The following is a 20,872-nucleotide window of genomic DNA, read 5'->3' as shown; positions in this document are numbered from 1 at the left end:
AACTGCCCTCCTAAAACACAAAAAAGCACCTTGAACCAACCCTATTCTATTTATTAGAATAGAGCTGCTGCAAAGCGCCATTGCTTTATGCTTTATGAACTTGTTTTATAATCTCCTTCGCGATCTTTACTAAAGGAATTTGCTTTTTCATACTTGCTTTCTGCATGAGATGGTATGCTTGTTTCTCACTGCAATTCCGCTGCTGCATAAGCAAGCCTTTTGCTTTTTCAATTAGTTTTCGTTCAGCCATTTTCTGTTCAAGATTATCAATTTTATCTTGTAAAAGAAGAAATTGCTCACGTTGATTTAAGGCAATTTCAACAGCTGGAAGCAACTCTCTTTCCTTAATTGGCTTGACTAGAAAAGCATTAATATTTGCTTTTTTCGCTTCTTCTACTAGATCAAAGTGGCTGTAAGCGGTAAGAAGCAAAATAGCACAATCCGAAAATCCTTTAATAATAGAAGAGGCTTTAATGCCATCTACACGCGGCATTTTAACATCCATAATAATTAAATCTGGTTTCAATGAATATGCTTTTTCTATCGCTTCTTCCCCATTTTTTCCTTCGCCGACCACATCATAATTATGACCTTCAAGCATCTCTTTCATATCGAGCCTTGTAATCAGCTCATCATCTACTATCATAATTTTGTGTTTCATTACATCACCTTGTCTATAATTGGAAAAGTAATGGACACCTTTGTTCCTTGATTAGAATGAAAATAGGACAGTATTCCCTCTAACTCTTCTTCTACCAGAAGCTCGACAAGCTTTAATCCTAAAGAAGACTTTTTACGAGATCTAACTGCCTCGTCCATTCCACAGCCATCATCATTAACAGTTATGGTTGCCATTTGCTTTCGGCAATTAACATATATGTCAATCATTCCTTTACTGCGCGAACCAAAAGCATGTTTGATACTATTTTGGATTAATTCATTGACAATTAATGCAACAGAGGTAGCCCGATTCGAAGGCAATAGTAGAGAATCTCCATAAACGGAAACATGAATATCCTGTCCTGGGATACTAGATGAAGAGATTAATAATGAAGCAATTTGCTCTATAACAAATTTTGCATCTACTTCTTCGATCCCATTTTGTGCTAGATAGTCATGAACCATTGCCATGCTGGAAATTCGAGATATGCTATCCTGAAAGACCTCTGCGACATCCTTTGAAGAAGAACGCCGCATTTGCAAGCGAAGCAAACTAGAAATAACCTGCAAATTATTTTTTACTCTATGATGAATCTCTTGAATCACAATTGATTGAATAACCTGTTTCTTTTCTACACTATTTGCGGCCTTCATCAATTTTTTTACTTTTTGCTGAGTCTGAACAGCTGATGAAATATCACGCTCTTTAATTAAGACAGCAAAAGTCCCTCCTGATGAATCAGTAATAGGAACAATATCCTGCTGAATGACAACATATTCTTGGGATATACCTCTTGAACCAATAACAGGCTTACCTGTTCTTAAGCTAAATAAAACACCTGGTTCCGATTCTTCATACGCAATTTGCCCTAGGACACTATTTTTATACAACGACTGTGTTGTAGTTGGATGTGCCTCCGCAACAACAATAGCAGCATTCCCTTCTGGCGAGAGACAATCAATAAAGATGTCAGCTTGAGAAACATCCGCAATTATTTGAAGATTCCGGGAGAGATTTTCAATACAATCACACTGTTCTTTAGAAAGACTAGTCACTTTATTTATATTTAAAATACCATTCATGATGCTTCTGTGTCCTCTCTTAGATTCTGAGGAATTTTATGTAGTTTCCAACAAATATTATCAATCATTTGATATAATATATCACAAAAAATTTTTCAAATCCAAAACCACGTAAGATAATCTAACATGGTTTTTGTGTAATTTGTTAGATGAACAGTGAAAAAGATAACATCTTCTAAACGTTCAAAACTTTTTGATTATTGTCGATTTCATCTGGTATTTCAAATGGTTTTGATGAAGCTAAAAATGTGATTTCTGTCATTGCTTTATATCTCCTCTATTATGAGACATTAGAGTCTAATCCCTTCTAAGGAGTAGTCATTACCCAAATAGATTTCCTCGGTTGATGTAGCGGTGGGGTGTCGTACTTAGAAAATGAATGCTGTCTCCTTCTTTCATATGAAATTCTTCCTCTTCTAGAACAACAATTCGTCCTCCTTTTAATTAGAGGCTGTCATTGGATCCTGCTAGAAGATACTAGTATAAGGTCTTCTTTTTAGGAAACTAGAAGTAGCTAAGCCAACAAAACACCAAAAGAATATGAACAGAAATGTTGGTTTACATATATTGTTACCTCCTTGAAGGCAGCTGTTACATAAGAAAACTTTTAATTGCGAGGATTTTCAATATTATAAAATAATTATTAATCTTTATAATTAATCCGAAATTGTTTATTTTTGTACAAAACTTCCTTAGACTTCTATATAAAGTTTAATATATCTGTGCTTTTAATTGTTAAATATTCCATGTCAGAAAATATAACATACGAGATGTATTCCATTTAGAAATGTAGTATTATTGAGTATTATACTACTTTCTTGATTAATAAATTATGGGGTAACTTATTGATTTAGTTGTCATTTTCTCTTATTAAAAATTTTCCGCAAATACTTAAGGCTAATAAGTAATTCTATCTACAACATGCATAAAGAGGTGTTATCTTTGAAAAGAATCGTATACCGAGGAATTGGATCTGAAGAAGCAAGAGAAGTTATTCATAAGCAAAAATATGACCGTGCTGAGTTCAGATGTTTTCAGAAAGGAATCGCTGCAAAGTCGGTTTTTGGGTCGGGAATTTACTTAGTAAGTGACATTGAACTAGCAATCCAGTATGCTTTTTGCCATGCAGAAGCTGAAAGAAAAACTGGACAAGCAGCCATTCTTAAACAACAATTAACCATGAAAAATCCTTTAATTTTAAATTATAGATATACTGAAAAGAACTTGAGAAAGGATGCTTTTGAGTGGAAATATCATAACGACAATTTTCCAGACCTAAAATCCAAACAGGGTTCTCTGCAGTTAAAGGAGCAAATGAAAAATATAATAAAAGAATATGTTTTATTTCACCATTATGATAGCATTGTTTATTATGTTGACGATAAATTAGTTTATTATGTGTCCTATTATCCAGAACAGCAAATTAGTGATATTGAAATTAATTTTCACTTTAATATCAAGGACTTAACAAGAACAAGGGACAACAACTCCTTATGACATCAGACAGCAAAAATAGAAAAGAATAAAGAAAGTTTATCAGTTGAATTTTACATAAAGTCAAGATACAATGCCCAAAATTCCAAGTGCTAGTCATTATGCAGGACCCTTCTAGTATATGCGCTGGATTGGTCTTGTCACACTGAAAAAAGAAGCCAATTGTTCCAATTGACTTCTCATAGTATCAAAAAATAAGACTACAAACTTCCATGCTGATTGAAAACGTTTGTCTATCGAGGAACAACCATTTTGATCACATGAAACGTTCCTGAGACAGTTCCTCCTTTGAGTTTACAGTATTCATCCAAGCCCCTTATAAATATATACGAATTATACACTGTTACCTTATCTTTTCACCAGCATTCTAATCACTTCTTACTACCAATACCGTTATTTTTTCACGTGTTATCGAACTCATCAATACATTCTTAATAACTACTTTATATAAGCTGGACATCTTTTGCTTTTTTCGTTACCTTTTCGGCCATCAATTTGTATAATTCAGCTAATGGATGTTCCGTTCCATAAATGGAAGGGGCAAAATCGGTGGAATCATTAGGTGGAGAAAGCGGCAATTTCCCAAGTAAATCAGTTGATAATTCTTCTACCAGCTTTTCTCCTCCACCACGACCAAAAACATACTCCCTCTCACCTGTCATGTTACTTTCAAAGTAAGCCATATTCTCTACTACACCTAATATTTCATGATTTGATTTCCTAGCCATCACTCCGGCACGGACAGCAACAAACGCAGCGGTTGGATGTGGAGTCGTTACAATGATCTCTTTAGAAGTTGGAAGCAGTGAATGGACATCAAGAGCAACATCACCCGTTCCCGGAGGCAAATCAAGCAGCAAATAATCTAGCTCTCCCCACTCAACTTCACTGAAAAAGCTGTTTAACATTTTTCCTAGCATAGGACCACGCCAGATCACAGGAGAATTATCTTCAATAAAATAATCCATTGACATGACTTTGACACCGAATCGTTCAGGAGGAACTATTTTTCCTTCTTTTATTTCAGGTCTTGTTTCTATTCCCATCATATTCGGAATACTGAATCCGTAAATATCAGCATCTATTAAACCAACTCTCTTGCCAAGACGGCTGAGCGCTACAGCAAGGTTAGCGGAAACCGTTGATTTGCCAACACCTCCTTTTCCACTTGCTACGGTAATAAAGGAAGTCTGACTGTTAGAAGAAAGAAGAGATGGAATACTAGATTTCACCTGTTTTTTCTCTGCTAAAGTAGGATCTTCTTTATTCAACTCTTCAAAGCGCAGGCCAACTGTTTCAGCACCAACTTCCTTTAATAAGCGCACAATCTCTTGTTGAACTTTTATATGGGCGGAAGAGTTGGCTTTTGTCAGCAAGACTTTTATACTTACATGATTTTCTTTAATTTTCACCTCTTGAACCGTTATGCTATTCTGTAAAACCGGATCTTTCACCTTGTCTAATACATTTAACACTTGTTCTTTTGATAACATCAGACACTCACCCCTTAGATGTATTCGCTTTTAAAGATTGAAAGAGATAAAAAGGGATGCCTTCATCCATATTTCATCTAGAAATACGCAACATCCCTAACGAAAAATCCAAGCCTAATTTGCTTAAAGACTCCGAAACTGCGGTTATAATAATATGCTTATTACAAAATTGGATCGTCATTTTTTATATTAGACAAACCATCTCTTGATCGAAATAATCCTGCGTGTTAACTCTCTCTTTGCTGTTCGATAAGGATAGCTGAAAAATGCTTTCTTGCATCTGCTGTAAATATACTAATCTCTTTCTTTTCTGTTCCTTTACTATCCAAACGTTCAAACTTCAGAAAAGCACCACTTAAATTTTCGTTTATTCCTGAAATTCGATACCCCTCGGAAACCAATTTATCTAGTTTCTCTTTCTCCTCTAGAAATTCTTTATATGCAGACATCCGCTTCCTCCTCTAACGATTAACGAATATTTCAAACTTAGATTATTATTTATTTTTTATACTATTTCTTTTAATATTACGTGATTAAGCAATTTCCAAATTTCGTCCAACTGTAATTCTATTGATTCAAGTAAGTTATTTTCATACATTTTGAACGGATTTATTTTCTTCTTGATTTCTGCCTTCAAATCGCTTTCGTTTTAAATATTTTCCTGCTCCCGGATTTCCAACATACACTTTTTCCCGGATTACAAATTCTCCCCTCGATAAAACCGAGATTGGTTCACCTGTAATTTCCATTCCTTCAAATGGGTTGTAGTCAACATTCATATGATGTGTTTCAACTGAAAGTATACGCTTCTTATTCGGATCAAAGATAACGATATCTGCATCACTTCCCACTGCAATCGTTCCTTTTTTAGGAAATAACCCAAATAGTTTTGCAGCTCGTGTTGAGGTTATATCTACAAATTGATTGAGGGAAATACGGCCTTTTTTAACACCTTCTGAGAAGAATAGGCTAAAGCGATCTTCGATAATCGGACCTCCATTCGGAATTTTGGAAAAATCTCCTCGGCCTAACTCTTTTTGACCTTTAAAATGAAAGGAACATTGATCAGATCCCAGTGTTTGCAGTTGTCCACTCTTTAATGCATTCCACAAAACTTCTTGATTCCATTTTTCACGAAGTGGCGGCGACCATACATATTTGGCTCCTTCAAAATCTGGCTTTTCTAAGTACGATTGATCAAGCACTAAATATTGCGGACAAGTCTCCCCCCATACTTGATATCCCTTTTGTCGGGCTTCTGCAATTTTTTCGACAGCATTTGCGCATGATACGTGAACAACATACAATTGGGAATCAATAAGCCCTGTTAATTCTGCTGCCCGTCCCGTTGCTTCTCCTTCTAACTCCGGTGGTCTTGTTAAAGCATGATAGATTGGCTCTGTATTGCCTTCCTCCAACGCTTTGTTTACTAAATAGTCAATTACATCACCATTTTCTGCATGAACCATAACGAGCGCCCCATGCTCTTTCGCTGTGATAAGTGTTCGGAATAAAGTTGCATCACTAGCCTGAAATACATTTTTATATGCCATAAAAACTTTAAAAGAAGTGATCCCTTCTTCTTCAATGATTTCTGGAATTTCACGTAATACATTATCGTTTACTTCGCTGATCATTAGATGGAATCCATAATCAATAACCGCTTTGTTCTCTGATTTATTCCGCCATTTCTGAATAGAATTTTTTAATGGCTCTCCTTTACTCGTTAAGCAAAAATCAATAACTGTCGTCGTTCCGCCATAAGCAGCTGCAATCGTTCCTGTTTCAAAATCGTCAGCTGTGACCGTTCCACCAAATGGCATATCCAGGTGTGTATGAGGATCAATTCCACCTGGGAATAAATAGGACCCTTTTGCATCAATTATTTCGGCGTCAGCTTCATTCAAGTTATAGCCAATCGCAGTAATTTTCTCCTCTTCAATTAAAACATCTGCTTCATATATATCAGCTGCTGTTACAATAGTTCCATTTTTTATCACTTTCTTCATCTATTTCAACTCCTCCCAAAAATGCTCCATTCCTTGCTTGTTCTTCCTACTATCAGCCCAAATGCACTATATTTTGGTTAAGTTTTTGAATAGCTGTTTGACGTTCGTTCCAAGTCATAGGTTTTCCGTTTGGAACTTCAATCATGTTAATTGCTCCTTCAGCTGGACACACAATGGAACAAAGGTTACATCCGACGCAATCCTCTTCACGAACTTCCAGATAGGAGTTTCCATTTTCTGAAGTCAGCATATCAATACACTGATGCGATGTGTCTTCGCATGCAATATGACACTTATTGCAGTTAATACAAACATCATTATTAATTCGAGCAACCACTTTATAATTTAAGTTCAGGTTCCCCCAATCAGAATATTTCTCCACCGATTTCCCAACGATCTCTTCAACAGATGAAATTCCTTTTGTATCTAAGTAATTATTCAAACCATCAATCATATCTTCTACAATTCTAAAGCCGTGATGCATAGCTGCTGTACAAACTTGTACACTTCCTGACCCCATCAGCATAAATTCAACTGTATCCTTCCAGTTAGAGATACCTCCAATACCAGATATTGGTACATTAATCCTGTTATCTCTTGCGCATTCTCCCACCATATTTAATGCAATTGGTTTTACAGCAGGTCCACAATATCCTCCGTGTGCTCCTTTTCCACCTACATTTGGAACAGTATTCCATGTATCAATATCTACACCCATTAAACTGTTAATCGTATTAATCATACTAATAGCATCTGCTCCACCTTGTACAGCCGCATATGCAGTTGCCGTAATATCAGTAATATTAGGCGTCAACTTAACAATAACAGGGGTCGTTGCCACTTCTTTTACCCAGTATGTTTGTTTTTCCACTAACTCTGGCACTTGACCAGATGCAGCTCCCATTCCACGTTCCGCCATGCCATGAGGGCAGCCAAAGTTCAATTCTAGTCCATCGACGCCTACTGCTTCGACTTTTTTCACAATTTCATGCCATTTCTCTTGATTTGGTTCAACCATTAAGGAAGCGATAACTGCATGGTTCGGGTATTTCTTTTTTGTTTCATATATTTCTTGTAAATTCACTTCAAGTGGTCTGTCTGTAATTAATTCAATATTGTTGAATCCGGCTACACGCTGTCCATTAAAATGCATCGCGGAAAAACGAGAAGACACATTGATAATAGGATCACCCAGTGTTTTCCAAACAGCTCCTCCCCAGCCTGCCTCAAATGCTCTTTGCACTTGATAACCCGAATTTGTAGGCGGTGCAGATGCAAGCCAAAATGGATTTGGTGCTTTAATGCCAGCAAAATTAACACGTAAATCTGCCATATTACTTCCTCCTTTATTTATGAAACAATATTTATTTAAACTGTTGCGATAACGGAACCAAAGAAATTCATATGAATAGCATGAGCAGCCTTTTTACCTTGTTGTGCGGCTGTGACAACCATTGCTTCCCCTTGTCCATCTCCAAAGATAACATCTCCAGCAGCGTATACCTTAGGATTAGAAGTTTGAAAGGTTTCTGTATCGATTTTCACAATCCCTCTGTTATGCTTAAGGCCCAATGATTCAATTAACTCTATATAACGATTTTGTCCGACAGCTTTAATCACCGCGTCAACTTCCATTACAAATTCGGATCCTTCTACAGGCACAGGACGACGGCGACCAGAACTATCTGGTTCTCCAAGCACCATTTTGATGCATTCTAGCTGTTTCACCGTGCCGCTTTCATCTCCAATAATTTTTATTGGCTGTGTCAACCATCTAAATTCAATACCATCCTGCTTGGCAAATTCAAATTCAAAATCGTATGCTGTCATTTCTTCCTCTGTACGTCTATAGACCATCTGTACTTTTTCTGCACCTAATCGCACCGAACATGTCGCTGCATCAATAGCTGTATTGCCAGCTCCAATTACTGCAATTTTTTTGCTGATAAATTGCTCGCTAAGTGGTGGGACTTTCGTGCTTTCTACAAATTGAATAGCATCATATACCCCTTCTAATTCCTCTCCTTCAAGTCCAAGCATTGGAACTTTTGACATGCCAATTGCTAAAACGACAGCATCGTAACGATTTACAATTTCATCAACCTGTATATCTTGACCAACTTTTACATTTGTTTGGATTTCAACGCCAAGCTTTTCCACTTGTTCTACTTCCCAAAGGGAAATTTCTTGTGGCAATCGAAAGGAAACTATGCCATATGTATCTAATCCTCCTGCTTTTTCTTTCGCTTCAAAAATGGTAACTTTATATCCTAAACGCGCAAGCTCTCGAGCTGCTGATAATCCCGCAGGACCTCCGCCTATAACAGCTACGGTTTTTCCGTTTAATTTACCTGGTTTAAACAGTAGTTCGTTATTTTTAATAGCCCAATTTGTTGCATGGCGTTGGAGATTTCCAATCATAATTGGAAGAGATGCATCATTTAGTACACAAGCTCCTTCACATAACTCTTCTGTAGGACATACTCTCGAACACGTAGCACCAACAGGATTTGCCTCCATAATTACTCGTGCAGAGCCTTTTAAATTCCCTGAAGCAATCTTTTTAATAAAAGAAGGGATATCAATGCCTGTTGGACATGCTTTAATGCAAGGTGCATCATAACAATAAAGGCACCGATTCGCTTCCTCCAACGTTTCTTTCTCCGTTAAATCAGGCTCCATTTCAGAAAAGTTTTTTGTCAAATCATCTAGTGAAATCGTTCTGTTTTTAATTCTATTCATATGCATAATGAGACCCTCCTTACAAATTTAATTTTATATAACATGTTATTTTCTTTTTTATCCACAATTCCTGTCCGCTTAAGCTGCCCAAAAATTATAAAACTTTTTTAATCTCTGAAATTTCCCCAATAAATTTTCACTCTCACCTCCTTAAAATTCTAAATATGAAATTATAAAATTACTAAAATATATAATAAGCTAAATTTTTCGAAAAATATAAATATTATAATATTGTATTATTAATTCATTGTCAACATGATTAATTGCATAAATAATATATAATTATTCCGCAAACAATTTTTATATTTCCCAAAAATGAATTCTCTATGAAAATTAGACATCCTTTTCACTCGATTCTTTCATCCTAAATTTAAGATTTAGGTAATACCTTTTTAAAAATAAGTATACTTAAGGTGGAATTTAGTCTTAACTAATAAGGCATTCTACAGATTTATATCCAATGCAATTGCATGTTTCTTGGCATTCAATTTTTGTTTATGCACTAAAAATCGTTTCCGATAAATTAAATTATTATGTTTTCATCTATTTATTGCATATAAAAATATATGATTAAACGAACAAATACAATTGACATAAGATTATTAAATGACTATTATCATATTATGAATTTTTAGAAAATTCCTTCTCTAAAAATTAAATAATTAGAGATCTGGATTTTATTGAAAAAAAAACTCTAATTAAACTTTAGACTTTTAAACAGGAGTGATACTATGCAAAAACAAAAATTATCTATTAATGGAGAACGATTAAAGATTGAACTTGAACGTTTCGCAAACTTTGGAAGGACAGAAAACAATGGAGTAACAAGACTTTCATTATCCGAGGAGGATCGTTTAGTTAGAGACTACTTTTGTTCTTGTTGTAAAGATTTAGGTATGACTGTTAAGATTGATGATCTTGGATGTATTTATTCCACACTTGAGGGTATTGAAAATAAACCTCCTATCGTAATGGGATCACATTTAGATACCGTCAAAAAAGGCGGGCGATTTGATGGAGTGTTTGGAGTTGTAGCTGGTTTAGAAGTTGTTAGAACATTGGTAGAGAATAAGATTAAACCTAGGATCCCAATAACCATTGTTAATTTTACAAACGAAGAAGGAGCTAGATTTGAGCCATCAATGATGGCATCGGGTGTTATTTCAGGGAAATTCGAACAGTCAGTTATGTTAAATAAAGTGGATACAGATGGGATTACGTTTAAGGAAGCCTTATCTTCCATAGGTTACGTTGGTGAAGCAGGTAATCGTTTAAAAGAAGCTGCCGCCTTTTTAGAATTACATATAGAACAAGGACCAATTCTCGAAAGGGAATCTCTTTCTATTGGTATTGTTGAATGCGTACTAGGAATGGTTTGTTATGAGATAGAAGTTACAGGAGAGTCTGATCATGCAGGGACTACTCCCATGGATATGAGAAAAGATGCCCTATTTGCGACAAATAATTTAATAACGGAGATTCGTGATAAATTGAGTGCTATAGACCATGAATTAGTATACACAATAGGAAGAGTCAACGTTCTCCCTAATATACACACCGTAATTCCTAATAAAGTTGTATTTTCTCTAGAAGCAAGGCACAAAAATCCAGAGATTATAAGAATGGTTGAGGAAATCATACAAGAGTTGCCACATTCAACATTAAGTGAGGGCTGCAAAATAACAACAAAAAAACTTTGGAATCGTGACACTGTTTGGTTTGACAAAGAAATTTGTGATTTAATGGAACAATCTACAAAATTATTAGGTTATTCTTCTAAAAGAATGGCTAGCGGTGCTGGTCATGATGCCCAATTCATAGCTAGTTTTATTCCAACAGCTATGCTTTTTGTACCAAGTATAAATGGAAAGAGTCATTGTGAAGAAGAGAGCACCTCCTGGGAAGACTGTGAAAAAGGAGTAAACGTATTGCTGGAAACTGTTTTAACGATGTTATCTATTTAACCATTAAATAAATTTACTCTCACCCAAATATGAAAATGTATAGACACATAAGATGATCCCCAAACGACCAACTATAGTGGATAATAATAATATTGTTAATTAATCTAGCAATATATATTGATTTAGAGAGCCTGTGAAACTTTTCAGGCTCTTTTCTATGAGACGAGCACGTATATTCCCTTACTGTTGATACAACATAGGAAAAGAAAGCTACTCATCAAATACGCTCTATTTCTAGAATAGTAGACAGAAGCTAAATAATTAAAAAGGGGAATTCGTAGAGGATAATTTCAAATTAAAATTATAAACAACTCAAGTTTAGACAATTATATGATTACAAGCTGAATAGCCAAAACCACAATTTCATATATCTATTTCTTGAAATTGTTTATCAAGACTTTCACAAAATTCACTCTTTTTTATAATGGTCGAGTCCTTTTTTAAATACCTCAAGCACAATATCATGCTGCGTTTTGCTTATAACGTGCCGCCTAATTTCGTTCAATTCCTTCACAAGTTCAGAATCAAGATAAAGGTTAATCGTTTTGCCTTTATCTTTCGGCAGAATAATATATCCATTTTCTTTTTCTTTTAATTGTCCTTCAACTAACATATCATTGCTGAACCACTCTTTTTGGGTAATTGATATTTCTTCTCCTTCAAAAAAAATTTCAGATAAATCGCTATTGAAAGAGATTTCAATAAGGTTACCATCTTTATGATTTGAATCTCTAATCTTACGTCCTATTTCTTGATTTTTTGTTGTATTTTTCATCTTGATTTTGGCTTTCATTCTATACCTACTCTCCTATGTTAACTTCTTTAGCAAGGTCTCTTTTATCTCCTTAATAATTTTCATATTGCCTTCCACCTGAATCGTATAATGGAATTCATCTTTTTTCAAATAAGAGTTAACGATTATTCCTGTTAGTAATTCATGATTATTCTCACTTATTAATACCCGATCTAATACCTCGTATTTTGGCCAAAGATATCCTTTTTGATATAAAAAGTTGTATACATCCTCTTTTGGATATAAAAATCTCTTTTTTCCTTGCTTTGATTTTAAAGCCCAAAACTTGTCTTTTTCATTGATAATATTACCTATATACCCCTCATCAGCCCATCTTTTTATGGTTGACATGTTTGTATTTTTACCAGTATGTTCATAAATTAAATCTATAATTTCTTTTGAAGAAATATATCTTTTCCTTTCCTCTTCCTGTTTAATTAACTCCTTCAACTCCTCATTTAAATTTATTAAAAAATTTTGATAGCTTTCAATTTTTTCCTCTATAGATTTAATTTTGGCTTCAAGTTCTTCTTTTTTCATGGTGTCACTTCTTTCACTTCTTTAAATATTCTTTGTATGTGACTTTATTATCCTAAGTTATTGGATATATCTATCAACGGACTGCTTCAAGGCTTCCAATTTTATTATTAGCTTAATTAATTGTTTCTTCTAACATGCGACCTATCATTAACAACATTTTATCATAAACAAAAAATCAAAAAAATAATAGATTGTTGACTATACCCTGTATACGTTTGAAGAGGAGCAATTTAAAAAAACATTAAACTCCAACTACTTCATCATTTAACAAAAATCATACTAAAAAAGGTTGATGTTAAAGAGTTGTGAAACCCTTTAACATCAACCTTTTTAGTCTATTAATATTACGGATTAAATATTACGAAAAAGATCGCTTGATACTACATCAAAGCCTTAATTGGTAGAAGATGAAGTATTTTCAATGTCTACTCTTTTTTCCTTGATCGATGGCTGCATTAAAACAATATAAGAAATAAAGCCAAAGCCAATTCCTAAAAACCAGGAATAGGTGTAGAGATCTTTAAGCGCTGGAACCATCAACCCTATAAAGGAAGCGATTAATCCAATCACTAATGCGATGAACGCTTTTGGATTATAGCCTTTTTTATAAGCATAATCTCCAGTCTTTTTATAAAAGCTTGCCAAATCATACTTCTTGCGTTTCACAATATAATAATCTGCAATCATGATTCCTGCTACCGGACCAAGCGCCCCTCCAATTGCGCCAAGTACGTTAAAAATGGTTCCTGCATTGTTGAACCAAAGCCATGGCATAAATAACACAGCTAATACGATAGAGATAATTCCTGCTTTAACAAAGGTTAGTTTCTTAGGAAACAAATTGACTAAATCATATGCTGAAGATACAACGTTTGCTGCAACATTTACCGATAATGTCGCAATCAGCAACGTAAATGCTCCTAAAATAAGGACAATTGGATTATCAAATGTTTGCAGAAGTTCAACTGGATTCCAAATCGGTCTGCCAAAAGCAATAATCGTTCCTGAGGTAGTAATAATACTCATAATCGAAAAAATAATAGCTGTTCCTGGCAGCCCTATACCTTGGCCGATAACCTGATCCTTTTGACTACGAGAAAAACGAGTAAAATCTGGAACATTCAAGATTAAGGTAGCCCAGGTTCCAACAAGTCCTGTAACGGAAATCCAAAATACATTCCAAAATTCTCCTCCTGATAATGTGGAAGGTTCAGAAAATAAAGGCCCAACCCCCTTTGAAACAATAATTGCCCAAATGACAAGTCCTAGTCCCAGGACAATAACAAGGGGACCTGCCCATAGTTCAAAGAATTTCACACGTTCCATCCCATGAGAGATGATAACTGCATGCAATATCCAAAATAATGCTACTGCGATAGCATCATTTAAACCCATTCCAATAACATGAATATCCGATAAGCTGTTCCATCCGGGTATCAACACACCTAAGACAGCTCCAACTGCCTTGCTTCCTGCATACGCTTGTACGGCAAACCAAAAAATTGCAACAAACCCTCGAATAATAATAGGGAATTGTGCGCCATTATATCCAAAAGAGGCACGAACTAAAACAGGGAAGGGCAGACCATATTTTGCTCCCGATGAACTATTCAACCACATCGCAATAATCAAAATAATATTGGCAAAAATCACCGTTCCTAGTGCTTGCCAAACATTCATTCCTAGGCCAAGCAAACTTCCTGCTGTCTCATAAGCTACAATATTATGAACCATTCCCATCCATACTGTCGTGTAATTCAGCCAATTCCAATTTCTTTTCTCCTTTGGAACGGGTGCAAGGTCTTCATTGTATAAAGATGGATCCCTTACTTCCAAAACATTCGTTTCGTCGACTAAATTATTATTCATCTTATATCCCCCTTGTTTAACAGAATTTTTAAATTATCTAAAAAGTTAGAATTTAATTTATATTAAGAATACTAAACTTAAACCATTTAATTTTCATCATACATCCTGTCGGAGTTTAGCAGAAACGATGTTACAATATGTAACATCAAACTATTAAGAACGATAAAAACCTATTATAATTATCATAATAGCAGCAAAATACATTTATAAACTCTTACACAAAAGTCGAGTTTACGATAAATTAAATAAATAATTTGAACAAGAAGTATCGTTCTATGAAACACGCATTTAAGTTATAAGACGCAACATTTAAGGAGGTATATACAGGTGACAATGGAAAATTCATTAAAAGTAAATGAAATATTAAACCGTTCTTTATTTAAACACGCTCAATTAATAGCTGGCAAAAAAGGAATTTCTCGAAAAGTAGCGTGGGTACATATATTAGAAATAACTCCACCTTCCTCATTTACAAATAATAATGACCTTATCTTAACAACAGGGCTTGCTTTACTTCAAAACAAGGCAGATCGAACACAATATATGAAAGAATTAATTAAACAGCAGGCAGCTGGAATCTGTGTTGAATTAGGAGAGCACCTGAAAGATATACCCAAGGATATTGTGGAAATTGCAGATCAAAATGACTTTCCATTAATTGTTTTCAAAAAGCCTGTTCGTTTTGTGGATATTACACAAGACATCCATTCCTTATTGATAAACAAACAACACCAAATATTAAAAAATCTGGAGGCCTTTTCTAGGGTACTCCAACATACTTCTTTACAATCTACAGATATTCAGCCCATATTGCGACTAATGCATAATCATTCATCATCTCAAGTCGTTTATTATTCTTTAATTGATCGAAACTACAGTCATCCTTCCCTTTCATCAATGATGCAAGAAACCATAAATAATATTTTTAAGAATATAGGTGATCAACCAAGAGAATTTACACAAGAGAAGCAAGTGATAACAATAGATGAAGATTATTCTCTTATTTCTCTTCCTGTTATTTGTTTAGGACAAACATTAGCTTATGTGGGTATCATCCTTCATCATAGGAACGAAACAGAAATTCTTTATTTGATGCTTGATTATGTAGCAAAATCAATTGCTCACATCCTACTAAGAAAATTGTTTTTAGAAGAAAAAACAATGGAACATCATAATCAACTTATAAATGATATTCTTCATAATAAAGTGACAAACGAGAAACAAACATGGGCCAAGATTGGATTACGTACCTTGCCAAATGGAAAATACCTTTACATGGCTGGTGTATTTTATTTAGAGTCAAATTTAGAGAATACGGGAGAGGAAGTGGAGTCAAGGAACCAAGATATATTAGTACTACTGAGGTCTTTATTAAAAAAGAATGGATTATATAGTTTACTTACCATAAAAAACAACCAAATATTAATCTTGTGTATTCGAGAATCGTTTGGTGACTCTCTCGTCCTAAAACAACTAAAAAAAGGACTGACAAATGTCATGGAACAATTTAGTCATACTCTTTCTGAATTTTATTCCGAAAAACTATCTGTTCATATTGGGTTCGGCCAAATAAAAGACAAAATTGAAAATGTAAGCATCAGTTTTAAAGAGGCTTATGATGTAATAGATGTTTCACTCGCAATACCTTCGGCCACTATCAATCCTTTTTATGAAAATATTGGTGTATATAGAATATTAAAAGGGATTCCTGACCGTCATCTACTTACGTCATTTATAGAATTCCATTTAGGCGATGTTTTAGATTATGATAAGCAAAATAATACAAATTTGTTAGAAACTCTTGATGAATACTTAAAGTGTATGGGATCAAAAAAAGAAACAGCTAGTAGTTTGTTTATACATCGCCAAACACTCTACCATAGACTGGATAAATTAAATGAAATACTCGGCGATAACTACCTGCTATCCGAAAAAAGAATCTGTATTGAACTCGCTTTACGTGTCCATAAACTGATGAATTTCCCAACTGTAAATCTTAAGAATTAAATAACGCTTATTCTATTATAAAAAAAGAACAATGATCTTTTGTATAGGAGATTTTAAGTTTATGAACATATGAAAATAACTAAAAGGCATCTCATCCTTTTTTAAACACATGCGATGAGATAACTTCATGTAACTTCAAGCATCGAAAGGAGATTTACTCAATGGTGACTCTAAAACAATTTACAGCATCATCCGAATTTAATGTGATCAGCATAGTAGCTGGTGAAAAGGGTCTAGATCGCCCTATTACTGGTGTTAATGTAACAGAGAGCAGTGATCTAGCTGAATTTTACAGACCAAATGAATTAATTATTACGACGGGCATTAATATGGAAAACAATCCAGAAAAGTTAGTGGATATGGTTGAGATTGCATTCCATCGCAAAGCTGCTGGCATTGTTTTGAATACAGGTCCATATATCCCAAGTATCCCAAAACAAATTTTGACTTTCGCTGATGCTCATCATTTCCCAGTCTTTCAAATGCCATGGGATTATCGAGTAGCTGACTTTTTAAAAATTACGGTTCAATTTTTGGCAACAGCACAAAATGCTCAAACTAGAACGGAGAAAATACTAACAAATCTCCTATTCAATCCAGATCCCCCTTACGAGAATATTTCCAATGAACTTTCTCACTTAGGCTACAAATCGGATGCAACATTCAGCATTATTGTTTGTGCGGTCAGCCATTCAGATGTGTCTATCACAACATTTATCGATCAAATAGAACATACTTTTAATAAAAGATATAAACAGCTTCTTTCTGTCGTTTACGAAAATCAACTCATCTACATGGTTGAACACTCTGAGATACAAACGCCAGAAATTCCATTTTCAAAAACAGTTGAAAGTATCTATACCAAAAGTAAAAAAAAGAGGGACAAAGCAAAATTACATATTGGTAAGGGCAATTTTTATAAAAGTATAGCAGATATTTCCAAAAGCTATCACGAAGCAGTAACAGTTATTCATCTCACCCAACGCCACGATAATCCATTTCTTTGCAGGTATAAAGAGATTGGTGCTTATAAAATACTTATGGGTGTACATGATCGACAAATTTTGGAGGCATTCCATCAAGGTATATTAGGGCATCTCTATCGCTACGACAAATTGAATGGAACGGATTTTGTTCATTTCCTCCGTATTTTTCTTGAAGAAGATGGACATTCAGCCAACATTGGACGAAGAGTGTTTATTCATCGGAACACTGTCCTCTATAAAATTAAAAAAATCGAATCTATTTTAGATATTAATTTAAATAGTTCATTTACTAAAACAAACATCTCATTAGCATTTATGATTGAGGACGTCATTTAGTAGTGTTAGGTAAAGCAATTGTGCAAATGCACAATGTTTTTCGTTAAAATTGTCACTATTTTCTGATAATTAATTAGTTTATGATGAATATAATTAATTTTTATTAGAGAATGGAGTGTATTTCAGATGAAAACAATCGAGGTATCACAAGTCAAAAAAGATACGAAACAATATGTTTTGCAATCTTGGGCAAAACAAAAAAATATTAATCCAAAGACAATCTCAAAGGCTAAGGGGGTTTATTTCTGGGATGACACAGATAAGAGATATTTTGATATGTGTTCACAGCTCGTTTATTTAAATATAGGGCATCAACACCCAAAGGTTCTGGAAGAATTCCAGCATATTGGCGAGATACCGATGGCAGCACCAGGCTTTGCCACAGCTTCGAAAGCAGAATTAGCCCGCAAAATTATCGAAATTGCTCCAGATAACATGGCAAAAGTGTTCTTCACTTGCGGAGGGGCAGAATCCAATGATCATGCAGTGAAAATTGCACGTATGGCAACAGGACGCTATAAAATTTTCTCCCGCTACCGTTCCTATCATGGCGCCACTTTTGGAGCTGGAAATCTAACTGGTGAAGGTCGCCGCTTTACAGTAGAACCAGGACTGCCTGGCTTTATTAAATTTGATACTCCTTATTTATATCGGGAAGTGATTGATTTTGATACTGAAGAAGCTGCTACTAAATTTTATTTAGACCGTTTAAAGAACCAACTGTTATATGAGGGACCCGAAACGATTGCTGCAATCTTTATGGAACCTATTCCCGGAAGCAACGGCGTGCTCATCCCACCTAAAGGATATCTAGAAGGTGTACGTAAATTATGTGATGAATTCGGAATCCTGATGATTTGTGATGAAGTGATGACTGGGTTTGGACGTACAGGAAAAACATTTGCTGTAGATCATTTTGATTTCCAACCGGACATGATGACTTTTGCAAAAGGAGTTACTAGTGGATATGCACCTCTTGGCGGGATCATTGTTAGCGAAGCAATAGCAAACTACTTCGATAACAACGTACTGATGACTGGTTTAACTTACAGTGGACATACCGTTTCCACACAAATTGGCAATGCAACATTAGATGTTTATAAGGAAGAAAAAATGTTTGAAAACGCAGAAACAGTTGGAAAAGTGTTGGCAGAACGCTTAGAAAAACTCTATCAATATAACTCTATAGGTGAAGTCCGTCATATTGGATTATTTGCTGCAGTAGAGCTTGTAAAAAATAAAGAAACAAAAGAGCCTGTCATAGCTTATGGTATGGACTATGGAAAAGATAAAGTTGGACTAATGAACAAGTTTGTCAGCTTATTGAGCGAAAATGGCTTTTATACGTATTCACATGAATCTAGTGTCATTATTGCGCCACCATTAGTTATTACAGAGCAAGAATTAAACGAAGCAATGGATATCTTTGAAAAAGTAGTAAATATTTTCGAAAATGAGTTCTTATTTTCTGACAAAACACTAATCACGAAATAAGAAATATCTTAATTAAACCTTAAAGATAATTACTTGAAGGAATCCTTCTTACAGAGTATTTTCCAGCCGATAAGGGTATAAAGCATATCCCTTTGTCGGCGTAGATACAAATTCAGCCACAATAAAAAAGGGGAATTTTAACTAATGGAGAATTTTTTTTATAAACAGCCTGTACCTATTGATTTTGGGGCAGGAAAACTTAAAATATTGCCAAAAATTTTAGAAAAAATGAATATGAAAAAAGGAATTTTAATTAGTGCACCCTCCATGGTCCGCAGCGGGATTGCACAAGAAGTCATGGAACAATCAGAAGGACGCATTGTCACCATTTTTTCTGATATCCAGCCAAATCCAACAGTAAACAATACAGACGCTTGCGCAAAAATGATTCGTGAATATGAATGTGAATTTGCGGTGGCACTTGGTGGCGGCAGCATTTTGGATTGCGCTAAAGTTGCTTGTTTCGTCGCCAGCACTCCTTATGGAACGGCTGATTTCTTTTCCAAAAAGCGTCCTATTACAGCGTCTGGAATTCCAATGATTGCCGTTCCAACAACATCTGGAACAGCTAGTGAAGTCACAACAGTGTCTGTATTAACGGACACAGAAAACGATATAAAAGCTCCAATTGCCAGTGATTTTTTCTACCCTGTGTATGCTTTAATTGACCCAGAATTAACGATAACTTGTCCACCATCTGTTACGGCTGTAAGCGGCATTGATGTGCTTGCCCATTCGCTTGAAGCCTATTATGGAAAGAAGCATCAGCCCTTTACTGATATGGCAGCTGAACGAGCGGCATCTCTTGTATTCCAGCACTTGCTGACTGCCTATCATGAACCAGACAACATAGAAGCAAGAGCGAAAATGAGTGAAGCATCCGTTACAGCAGGCATGGCTTTTAACCTAACTCAAACAGCAGCTGCACACGCTTGTTCTTACCCACTAACCCAAGATTTTGGCGTTCCACATGGTGAAGCATGTGCGATGACACTTCCTTCCTTTTGGAAATTGAACAGCCAATTAGAAAATGAATCAGAACGTTTAAATGCTTTTAGTCAACGTCTTGGATTTAAAAACGCGGAAGCATTAGCGGACCGTATTGACGAAATGAAAAAAGCAATGGGATTAAAAATGACGTTAGAAGATGCAGGTGTCAAAACAGAAGAAGATTTAGATAAACTTGTTGAAAACAGCTTTGCACCTAATATGTTAAACAATCCAGTAACAATGACGAAAGAGTCATTAAAAGAATTATATAGTAGTTTAAAGTAATAAAATAAAGTGAAAGGTGCCTTTGTCATTACCTTATGGACTGAATGAGTTTCGACTGAGATAAGGCTCAACTAACCATCAGAAGATATTCTTCTACCTAATAGTTAGTTGAGCCAATCTTTACTAT

Annotated in this window: 16 protein-coding genes and 1 pseudogene; 6 read left to right on the top strand and 11 right to left on the bottom strand. The window is 35.1% G+C overall.

Translation table 11 applies throughout. The features are described 5' to 3' along the window. Window positions 1-85: 85 nt before the first annotated feature. The 3 genes and pseudogenes from ACTYA4_RS02640 to ACTYA4_RS02630 form a co-directional block, all read right to left on the bottom strand. The gene (locus ACTYA4_RS02640) at window positions 86-661 is read right to left on the bottom strand and encodes an ANTAR domain-containing response regulator (protein WP_443482083.1); all 576 of its coding nucleotides are present in this window, start codon (window positions 659-661) and stop codon (window positions 86-88) included. Then, window positions 661-1,743, bottom strand: a complete 1,083-nt coding sequence (locus tag ACTYA4_RS02635; RefSeq protein ID WP_443482082.1) for a sensor histidine kinase — start codon at window positions 1,741-1,743, stop codon at window positions 661-663. Before ACTYA4_RS02635 ends, ACTYA4_RS02640 begins: the two co-directional genes overlap by 1 nt. Window positions 1,744-2,064: 321 nt before the next feature. Next, window positions 2,065-2,175: pseudogene (locus ACTYA4_RS02630) on the bottom strand (cupin domain-containing protein); the annotation flags it as partial. A 510-nt stretch (window positions 2,176-2,685) separates the two neighbouring features. On the opposite strand from ACTYA4_RS02630, the gene ACTYA4_RS02625 reads away from it, so the two are divergent. Continuing rightward, a complete protein-coding gene (locus ACTYA4_RS02625) occupies window positions 2,686-3,240 on the top strand; it encodes a hypothetical protein (protein WP_443482081.1) in 555 nt (184 codons plus the stop codon). 440 nt (window positions 3,241-3,680) lie between these two features. Here the strand turns inward: ACTYA4_RS02625 and salA are convergent, their stop codons facing one another. The 5 genes from salA to ACTYA4_RS02600 all read right to left on the bottom strand — a co-directional run bounded on the left by salA (window position 3,681) and on the right by ACTYA4_RS02600 (window position 9,481). Next, the gene (gene salA / locus ACTYA4_RS02620; RefSeq protein WP_443482080.1) at window positions 3,681-4,730 is read right to left on the bottom strand and encodes an iron-sulfur carrier protein/transcriptional regulator SalA; all 1,050 of its coding nucleotides are present in this window, start codon (window positions 4,728-4,730) and stop codon (window positions 3,681-3,683) included. Window positions 4,731-4,957: 227 nt separating this feature from the next. Further along, window positions 4,958-5,179, bottom strand: coding sequence for a hypothetical protein (locus tag ACTYA4_RS02615; RefSeq protein WP_443482079.1), 222 nt, complete (start codon window positions 5,177-5,179; stop codon window positions 4,958-4,960). Window positions 5,180-5,320: 141 nt separating this feature from the next. Further along, the gene (gene hydA / locus ACTYA4_RS02610) at window positions 5,321-6,739 is read right to left on the bottom strand and encodes a dihydropyrimidinase (RefSeq protein ID WP_443482078.1); all 1,419 of its coding nucleotides are present in this window, start codon (window positions 6,737-6,739) and stop codon (window positions 5,321-5,323) included. Window positions 6,740-6,791: 52 nt separating this feature from the next. After that, on the bottom strand, window positions 6,792-8,072 hold the full coding sequence (preA, locus tag ACTYA4_RS02605) for an NAD-dependent dihydropyrimidine dehydrogenase subunit PreA (protein WP_443482077.1): 1,281 nt from the start codon (window positions 8,070-8,072) through the stop codon (window positions 6,792-6,794). Between the two features lie 35 nt (window positions 8,073-8,107). Next, on the bottom strand, window positions 8,108-9,481 hold the full coding sequence (locus ACTYA4_RS02600; protein ID WP_443482141.1) for an NAD(P)-dependent oxidoreductase: 1,374 nt from the start codon (window positions 9,479-9,481) through the stop codon (window positions 8,108-8,110). Between the two features lie 731 nt (window positions 9,482-10,212). Between ACTYA4_RS02600 and ACTYA4_RS02595 the strand changes: the two genes are divergently transcribed. Then, window positions 10,213-11,445, top strand: a complete 1,233-nt coding sequence (locus ACTYA4_RS02595; protein ID WP_443482076.1) for a Zn-dependent hydrolase — start codon at window positions 10,213-10,215, stop codon at window positions 11,443-11,445. Between the two features lie 409 nt (window positions 11,446-11,854). On the opposite strand, the gene ACTYA4_RS02590 is transcribed toward ACTYA4_RS02595, so the two are convergent. The 3 genes from ACTYA4_RS02590 to ACTYA4_RS02580 form a co-directional block, all read right to left on the bottom strand. Then, window positions 11,855-12,238, bottom strand: coding sequence for a hypothetical protein (locus ACTYA4_RS02590; RefSeq protein ID WP_443482075.1), 384 nt, complete (start codon window positions 12,236-12,238; stop codon window positions 11,855-11,857). Window positions 12,239-12,253: 15 nt separating this feature from the next. Next, entirely contained in the window at window positions 12,254-12,778 is a 525-nt protein-coding gene (locus ACTYA4_RS02585; RefSeq protein ID WP_443482074.1) for a hypothetical protein, read from the bottom strand. A 393-nt stretch (window positions 12,779-13,171) separates the two neighbouring features. Further along, complete coding sequence (locus ACTYA4_RS02580; RefSeq protein WP_445505475.1) at window positions 13,172-14,647, bottom strand: NCS1 family nucleobase:cation symporter-1; 1,476 nt, start codon at window positions 14,645-14,647, stop codon at window positions 13,172-13,174. Window positions 14,648-14,980: 333 nt separating this feature from the next. Here ACTYA4_RS02580 and ACTYA4_RS02575 point away from each other — a divergent pair, with 333 nt between their 5' ends. From ACTYA4_RS02575 to ACTYA4_RS02560, 4 genes are all read left to right on the top strand, one after another. Continuing rightward, window positions 14,981-16,654 (top strand): PucR family transcriptional regulator, encoded by a 1,674-nt coding sequence (locus tag ACTYA4_RS02575; protein ID WP_445505513.1) that lies wholly within the window; start codon window positions 14,981-14,983, stop codon window positions 16,652-16,654. A 161-nt stretch (window positions 16,655-16,815) separates the two neighbouring features. Continuing rightward, window positions 16,816-17,976 (top strand): PucR family transcriptional regulator, encoded by a 1,161-nt coding sequence (locus ACTYA4_RS02570; protein ID WP_443482072.1) that lies wholly within the window; start codon window positions 16,816-16,818, stop codon window positions 17,974-17,976. 126 nt (window positions 17,977-18,102) lie between these two features. Beyond that, window positions 18,103-19,470: an aminotransferase class III-fold pyridoxal phosphate-dependent enzyme gene (locus ACTYA4_RS02565; RefSeq protein WP_443482071.1), complete on the top strand. Its 1,368-nt coding sequence runs from the start codon at window positions 18,103-18,105 to the stop codon at window positions 19,468-19,470. 144 nt (window positions 19,471-19,614) lie between these two features. Next, the gene (locus tag ACTYA4_RS02560) at window positions 19,615-20,745 is read left to right on the top strand and encodes an iron-containing alcohol dehydrogenase family protein (RefSeq protein ID WP_445505474.1); all 1,131 of its coding nucleotides are present in this window, start codon (window positions 19,615-19,617) and stop codon (window positions 20,743-20,745) included. The last annotated feature ends 127 nt before the right edge of the window (window positions 20,746-20,872 follow it).

This window comes from Niallia yueguangensis (genome assembly GCF_052663115.1).
The sequence above is the reverse complement of the archived record's forward strand: the minus strand, read 5'-3'. Positions and strand labels throughout refer to the sequence as shown.

Coding starts and splice junctions, on each gene's coding strand:
- ACTYA4_RS02560 (WP_445505474.1), top strand. CDS start 19,615: ATGGAGAATTTTTTTTATAAACAGCCTGTACCTATTGATTTTGGGGCA.
- ACTYA4_RS02580 (WP_445505475.1), bottom strand. CDS start 14,647: ATGAATAATAATTTAGTCGACGAAACGAATGTTTTGGAAGTAAGGGAT.
- ACTYA4_RS02565 (WP_443482071.1), top strand. CDS start 18,103: ATGAAAACAATCGAGGTATCACAAGTCAAAAAAGATACGAAACAATAT.
- preA (WP_443482077.1), bottom strand. CDS start 8,072: ATGGCAGATTTACGTGTTAATTTTGCTGGCATTAAAGCACCAAATCCA.
- ACTYA4_RS02595 (WP_443482076.1), top strand. CDS start 10,213: ATGCAAAAACAAAAATTATCTATTAATGGAGAACGATTAAAGATTGAA.
- hydA (WP_443482078.1), bottom strand. CDS start 6,739: ATGAAGAAAGTGATAAAAAATGGAACTATTGTAACAGCAGCTGATATA.
- salA (WP_443482080.1), bottom strand. CDS start 4,730: ATGTTATCAAAAGAACAAGTGTTAAATGTATTAGACAAGGTGAAAGAT.
- ACTYA4_RS02615 (WP_443482079.1), bottom strand. CDS start 5,179: ATGTCTGCATATAAAGAATTTCTAGAGGAGAAAGAGAAACTAGATAAA.
- ACTYA4_RS02590 (WP_443482075.1), bottom strand. CDS start 12,238: ATGAAAGCCAAAATCAAGATGAAAAATACAACAAAAAATCAAGAAATA.
- ACTYA4_RS02600 (WP_443482141.1), bottom strand. CDS start 9,481: ATGAATAGAATTAAAAACAGAACGATTTCACTAGATGATTTGACAAAA.
- ACTYA4_RS02585 (WP_443482074.1), bottom strand. CDS start 12,778: ATGAAAAAAGAAGAACTTGAAGCCAAAATTAAATCTATAGAGGAAAAA.
- ACTYA4_RS02640 (WP_443482083.1), bottom strand. CDS start 661: ATGAAACACAAAATTATGATAGTAGATGATGAGCTGATTACAAGGCTC.
- ACTYA4_RS02570 (WP_443482072.1), top strand. CDS start 16,816: ATGGTGACTCTAAAACAATTTACAGCATCATCCGAATTTAATGTGATC.
- ACTYA4_RS02575 (WP_445505513.1), top strand. CDS start 14,981: ATGGAAAATTCATTAAAAGTAAATGAAATATTAAACCGTTCTTTATTT.
- ACTYA4_RS02635 (WP_443482082.1), bottom strand. CDS start 1,743: ATGAATGGTATTTTAAATATAAATAAAGTGACTAGTCTTTCTAAAGAA.